We start from the raw sequence: 6,572 nt of genomic DNA, 5'->3' as shown, positions 1-6,572 counted from the left end.
TGTGGCTCGCAACAGCACTTCCTGTAACTTCATCGCCCGCTCCGCTGCGGTCCTCGGATAGATCTCCATGCTCTCGCGCATGGCTCCATCCTCGCCGCCCGAAAAGCGGACATATCACTTGCTAAAAACACCGGACATATTCTGTGCTAACGACACGTCTGTGGGCGAGGTTACCAATTCGCTAATAGAAAAAGACAAATACCATGAGCACAATCGAGACACTCGCCGAACCCTCCAAACCCGCGAAGCAGGCAAAAACGACCCATAAGTCAATGCTGAGAAAACTCTGCGGCTAAGCCCAAGGCAAGTGCTCTAAACTGTCGTTGATTCCAAACGGGAGGGATTGCTTCATCCTCGTCCCTCCGCAGCAGGATGCACGATGCTCCTCGAGTCATTACGCCAACAGGTTTTCGAAGCCAACCAGGAAATCGCCCGTCGCGGTCTCGCCCCGCACACTTTCGGGAACGCCAGCGGCATAAGTCGTCCCGGTATCGACGGATCCGGGGCAAAACCGCTGGTCGTCATCAAGCCCAGCGGCGTGGATTACGCTGCCCTCACTCCCGCCGACCTGGTCATCACCGATCTCGACGGCACAATCGTCGAAGGCCACCTGCGCCCCTCCAGCGATCTCGACACGCATACCCTCCTCTACCGCGAATTTCTGCAGATTGGCGGCATCGTCCACACCCACTCCGAATTCGCCACCTCCTGGGCCCAGGCCTGCCGTCCGATTCCCTGCCTGGGAACCACCCACGCGGATTACTTTCACGGCCCCGTCCCCCTCACCGAACCCCTCACCGCTGAAGAAGTCGCCTCCGGCTATGTCCGCAATACAGGAGTAGTCATCGTCCGCCGCTTCCGGCAAGATGTGCTCGACCCCGTTGCCGTTCCCGGGGTCCTTGTTGCCGGCCACGCCCCTTTCGCTTGGGGAAAGTCACCGGCAGACGCCGTCGAGCATGCCGACGTCCTCGAGTACATCGCCCGGCTCGCCTTTCGCGCCACGCTGCTCAACGCCGCCATCGAACCCATCCCCTCCCACGTCAGCGACCACCATTACCGGCGAAAACATGGCCCGAAGGCGACTTACGGACAGCGATAACACCCCGCGTTCCGATACGCATCGGATCGCACCGTAAGGGACGGTAAAACCAGCCGTTTCCGCGAAGTCCCTGACAGCAAAACGCGATACTGATTTCGGTAGGTCGATTCCTCTCTACGTATCGCACCTATTGTTTTCTGCATTTTTCACAAAAATCCACATCGGACCGGTTGACGTCATGATCGTGGAAACGTCTCTATCTTGCATTTTCTGTTTGATTTGCCGGGATGGTACCAATGGGCGTGGAGCGTGATCCGCATGGCAGCTTGCGTGCTTTCACTCAAGTGAAGCGCGAATCCCACGGTATGGAAGCGAACTTATTCAACAGGTTGCAGGCAACACTGCTGGCCCTGGCGACGGTCGGCCTGGTGGTGCTTGCCGTGTTGAATTTCCGGCAGGAGAGCCGCTTCGAGCAGCCCGACGACGGCGTTTGGTGGGTCGAGGCGCATGGTGGCCTGCAGGCAAGCAAGGTCATTCCCGACGGTGCCGGCCAGCGTGCCGGCATTCACAAGGGTGATCTGCTCACCGCAGTCAATAATGTTGCAGTCGCCCGAGTCTCTGATTTTGAGCGCGAACTTTACCGCACGGGCGCCTACGGTACAGCCAATTACTCCGTCACTCGCGGTGGAGAGCCACTCGATACGCCGGTCGTCGTCTACCCGGGAACGACGGATCGAAGTTCCTATCTCGGCCTCCGCCTGATTGGCCTGATCTATCTTGCTATTGGCATTTACGTCCTCTTTCGACGCTGGACCGCGCCACGCGCTCTTCACTTTTATCTGTTCTGTCTGGCGTCGTTTGCGCTTTACGGCCTCGCCTATACAGGGCAACTGGATACGCTCGATTGGACCGTCTTCTGGGTTGGTGTGATCGCGGGAGCCGTTCAACCTGCGCTATTTTTGCACTTTGCGGTCAGCTTTCCCGAGGAGCGCTTCAAAGGGGCTCTGCGGCACTGGATGTCGCCACTGCTCTATTTGCCCGGAATCGGCCTTTTCAGCCTCTGGCTGATGGCATTCACGCGCTGGCAGGCGACGGGTCTGCTGAAACACCGCCTCGAACAGGCTGGAATCGCCTATGACGCGTCCTTTTACGTGCTCGCCGCGATCCTCTTCTCGGTCAGCTACAGCCGGTCAAATTCGCCCCTGCTGCGGCAGCAGCTGAAATGGCTGTATCGCGGCGCATGGCTGGCGGTCGGTCCGTTTACCGTTCTCAACGCCATTCCCTTCCTGCTCGACATTCGCATGCCAAGCCCGCTCACCAAGCTGGCCGGCTTGTCTCTGGTCTTTCTTCCATTAACTTTCTGCTGGGCGATCATCCGCTACCGACTGATGGATACGGACTTGATCTTCAAGCGCGGCGTGGCCTATACGCTCGCAACCGCGACCCTGGTGGGCGGATACTTTGGTGCCATCGCTCTGAGCACCGTGATGGTTCATCAACGGCTCCCCGATGCCGTAAAGGAGTGGGGTCTCATCGTTGCCATCATCGGCACGGCTGCGATCTTCGACCCTTTGAAGCGCCGCATTCAAGGTTGGGTCGACAAGGCATTTGACCGGCAGAAATACGACTACCGCAAGGCGCTGGTCGAGTTCGGACGCAGCCTCAGTTCCGAAACCGATATCGAGGCGCTGCTCAACTCCATCGTCGAGCGGCTCCCGCGTACCCTTCTTGTTTCGCGCGTCGCAGTCTTTCTCGCACAGCCTTCCGGAGGCATGCGACTTGCCGCATCGCATGGGCTGCTCTCCACCGCCACCGAGCACAAACTGGCCCTCGGCTTCCTCGACTTTGACCGCGCGGCGCTCGATCATTCGCACATCTTTCTCGAGAATGCCCAGCAGGCGCTTCATCTGCCGCCCGAACAACAGCGCTCGGCCTCTTTGCTCGACCTGAACTATTACCTGCCGTGCCGCGTGCAGGACGGCTCGACCACGCGCACCATCGCCGTGATCGGGCTGGGCCGCACCATCGGCGGCGACTTTCTGTCGAGCGAAGACGTGGAATTACTCGAGTCTCTCGCAAGCTACATTGGCATTGCACTGCAAAATGCAAGCCTCTATGCACAGCTTGAAGTGAAGATCAGCGAGTTCGAGCGACTGAAGGAGTTCAACGAAAACATCGTCGAATCGATTAATGTCGGCATTCTCGCTCTCGACCTTGAAGACCGCATCGAGAGCTGGAATGCGCAGATGGAAGCCATGTATGCCGTGAGCCGCGCTGAAGCTCTAGGCCAGAAGCTCGGCGACGTCTTCCCTGACGAATTCGTTTCCGCAATTGAGGGCTTCCGCAACGAGCCCGGTGTGCACCATCTGTACAAGTTTCACCTCACCACCAAGGCCGGCGAACCGCGGACGGTCAACATCGCCATTGCTCCCTTGCTTTCGCGCGACTTCGTGATCGTGGGCCGCATTGTCCTGGTGGACGACATCACCGAGCGCGTGTCGCTCGAAACGCAGCTGGCGCAGGCCGACAAGCTGAGTTCCATCGGCTTGCTGGCCGCGGGCGTTGCGCATGAGATCAACACACCCCTCGCCGTCATCTCCTCGTACTCGCAGATGCTCTCAAAGCAGATGCGCGGCGATGCCCGCCTCGGCCCTGTTCTCGAAAAAATCACGCAGCAGAGCTTCCGAGCCTCTGAGATTGCCAATGGCCTTCTGAATTTTTCGCGCACTTCCACCACGGAGTTCCGCGAAACCAATCTCAACCAGGTCATTCGCGATACGCTTTCGCTGCTGGAGCACCAGTTCAAAACCGCGCAGGTCGTCGTCGACACGGAACTGATCGAAAACCTGCCGGCGATTCACGGCAACCCCGGCAAATTGCAGCAGGTGTTCCTCAATCTTCTTCTGAACGCCAAAGAATCAATGCCCGGCGGCGGAACGTTACGTATCGCCACGCTGGTCAATGGACACGTCGAAGCCGTTATATCCGATTCCGGTTCGGGCATCGCGCCGGAGCATCTGAAGCGCATCTATGATCCGTTCTTCACTACAAAAACCACGCCCAGACCAGGCGAGAGACGTGGTACAGGTCTTGGACTTTCCGTTTCCTACGGGATTATTCAGGAGCACGCAGGCAAGATTCATGTCGAGAGCGCCATCGGCGCCGGCACAACCTTCCACCTTGAATTCCCGCTACTAAGGAAGTCGGTACATGTCTGAGGTCGATCAGTCTCTAAATCTCTCTTCATCCGGTTCAGTCTTCTCGCCCGGTTCCGCTGCTGGAAGCATTCTCGTCATCGATGACGAGGGCGGCATCCGCGAGTCGCTCGAAGTGTTGCTTTCGCTCGAAGGCTATTCGATCAAGACTGCCCCTGACGGCGAACAGGGCCTGCGCATGCTCGAAATGGAGAGCTTTGATCTTGTCCTGCTCGACCTGGCGTTACCCGGCCAGAGCGGACTCGATTTGCTTCCGCAGATCAAGGAGCGCCAACCCGAGACGCCGGTCATCATGATTACCGCGTACGGCACGGTCGAAAATGTCGTCGACGCCATCCGCGCCGGGGCTGAGAACTTTGTTCAAAAGCCGTGGGACAACGAGAAGCTCCTGGCTGACATTCGTTCCGCCGTCGCGCGCTACAAGGCGGAAGAAGAAAACCTCCAGCTCAAGCGGACACTCAAGCAGCGCTACAACTTCGCCAACATTGTAGGCAAAAGCGAGATCATGCTGCGGGTTTTCGACCTCGTCTCGCAGGTTGCGCCCAGCCGCTCCACGGTTTTGATCCAGGGCGAAAGCGGCACCGGCAAAGAACTGATCGCCAAGGCGATTCATGCGAACTCGCCTCGCCGCGACAAGCCATTTGTGCCCATCAACACCGGTGCCATGCCGACCGAGTTGCTTGAGTCCACGCTCTTCGGCCACGTAAAAGGCGCATTCACCTCTGCGATCGCCTCGAAGAAAGGCCTGTTCGAAGTCGCCAACGGCGGCACGCTTTTTCTCGACGAAATTGCCACGATGGGCTCGGATACGCAGGCGAAAATCCTGCGCGTGCTGCAGGATCGCCGCTTCATGCATCTTGGCGGCATCCAGGAAATCCAGGTTGACGTGCGCATCATCGCCGCCACCAACATCGATCTACGCCAGGCCGTGCGCGAAGGCAAATTCCGTGAAGACCTCTTCTACCGCCTCAACGTAATCATGGTCGATCTACCACCGCTGCGCTCGCGCCGCGAAGACATTCCGCTGCTCGTCAATCACTTCCTGGAGTTCTACGCCAACGAAAACGGACTCTCGCCGCGAAGGCTCTCCGCCGACGCATTGCGAGCGCTGATCGATTACGAGTGGCCAGGCAACGTGCGCGAACTTGAGAACTCCATCGAGCGCGGCGTCGTGCTTTCATCGGGCCCCGTCATCGGCTCTGAACTCCTGCCGGGCCACATCACGGGTCGCAGCTTTCAGGACGCGCTTCTCGAGCACAACCCCAACGCTTCGCTGTTTGACATCCTCGAAGACATCGAGCGTCGTATCATCGTTGAGAAACTCGAGCGCTGCAACTGGAACCAGACCGATGCCGCGGAGCAGTTCCACATTCCGCTCTCCACGCTGAACCAGAAGATCAAGCGCCTGAACATCGAGATCCGCAAACGCGGTCGCGAATAATGGAGCCTTACGGAAGACCTTAAGCCCGCAGGCGGATCTCCGTCGGCTCGGTGACGCGCCGTGCTGGCGCTCCAAACCCACTCAACGCCATCTCCCACTGGCGCAAAAACCATCGGAGTTGGTCAGGCGGCTGCAGCCACACCTCCGCAGCGGTCTCCCGCCACTCTCTCCGCATCAGCACGCTTAGATGGGGATTCGGTGTTCGATTGATCGCGCAGAATGCGGACTCGTCCGTAAGATCGTCTCCCAGATAAGTCACCGGCGCGTCCAGTTCCGCCTGCTCCACGATCGCTTGCACCGCTCCGCCTTTGTCACGCCCTGCGCGCAACTCGATGCCAGCCTCAAAATCGAGCAACGACAATCCGCTTACCTGCGCCGCCGGCTCAAAGAGCGCACGCGTCTTCTGCTCGATCGATTTCGCTTGTCGCTGAGAATGCCCGCGCCAGTGCATGACCACCGCATTCGGCTTGTCTTCAAAGAGCCCGCCAAACGGATCGCGACGCAGTAGCTGCCGCAACTCCTCAAGCTTCGCGCACGCCTCCTCAGGAGCTTCCTGCAACTCGCGGCGGCCGTCGACGAACAGCCGCTCCGCACCATGCAGACCCCAGACTTCAACTGGTTCTGGCAGCTGCAGCATGGTGTTGATCTCGCCAGCTGGGCGCCCTGTAATCACCGTTAGCCGCGTGCGTTTGTCTTTCTGAATGATTGTGAGCAGTTCACGCACGCCGGCCCATGGCCGCGCTTCAAATCGATTGATGCGGAAATCGGCAAGCGTCCCATCGTAGTCCAACAACAACAGGGGAGCCTGGGCGCATTGCACCGAATAAAAGAAAGTTTCCAGCTTCTCTAGTTCTATCTGCTTCAAATCCTGTCGCAT

4 protein-coding genes are annotated in these 6,572 nt (G+C 58.7%); 3 read left to right on the top strand and 1 reads right to left on the bottom strand.

Annotation, left to right across the window (positions count from 1 at the left end; all coding sequences use genetic code 11):
* The first annotated feature begins 379 nt into the window (after nucleotides 1-379).
* The 3 genes from araD to VK574_RS01525 all read left to right on the top strand — a co-directional run bounded on the left by araD (nucleotide 380) and on the right by VK574_RS01525 (nucleotide 5,695).
* On the top strand, nucleotides 380-1,099 hold the full coding sequence (gene araD, locus VK574_RS01535) for an L-ribulose-5-phosphate 4-epimerase AraD (RefSeq protein WP_472798037.1): 720 nt from the start codon (nucleotides 380-382) through the stop codon (nucleotides 1,097-1,099).
* Between the two features lie 236 nt (nucleotides 1,100-1,335).
* Entirely contained in the window at nucleotides 1,336-4,257 is a 2,922-nt protein-coding gene (locus VK574_RS01530; protein WP_472798036.1) for an ATP-binding protein, read from the top strand.
* Nucleotides 4,250-5,695: a sigma-54-dependent transcriptional regulator gene (locus VK574_RS01525; protein WP_472798035.1), complete on the top strand. Its 1,446-nt coding sequence runs from the start codon at nucleotides 4,250-4,252 to the stop codon at nucleotides 5,693-5,695. Before VK574_RS01530 ends, VK574_RS01525 begins: the two co-directional genes overlap by 8 nt.
* Nucleotides 5,696-5,714: 19 nt before the next feature.
* Here the strand turns inward: VK574_RS01525 and otsB are convergent, their stop codons facing one another.
* Nucleotides 5,715-6,572, bottom strand: coding sequence for a trehalose-phosphatase (otsB, locus tag VK574_RS01520; RefSeq protein WP_472798034.1), 858 nt, complete (start codon nucleotides 6,570-6,572; stop codon nucleotides 5,715-5,717).

Origin of the sequence: Occallatibacter sp. (genome assembly GCF_035317045.1) — a bacterium.
GTDB lineage: Bacteria > Acidobacteriota > Terriglobia > Terriglobales > Acidobacteriaceae > Telmatobacter.
The sequence above is the reverse complement of the archived record's forward strand: the minus strand, read 5'-3'. Positions and strand labels throughout refer to the sequence as shown.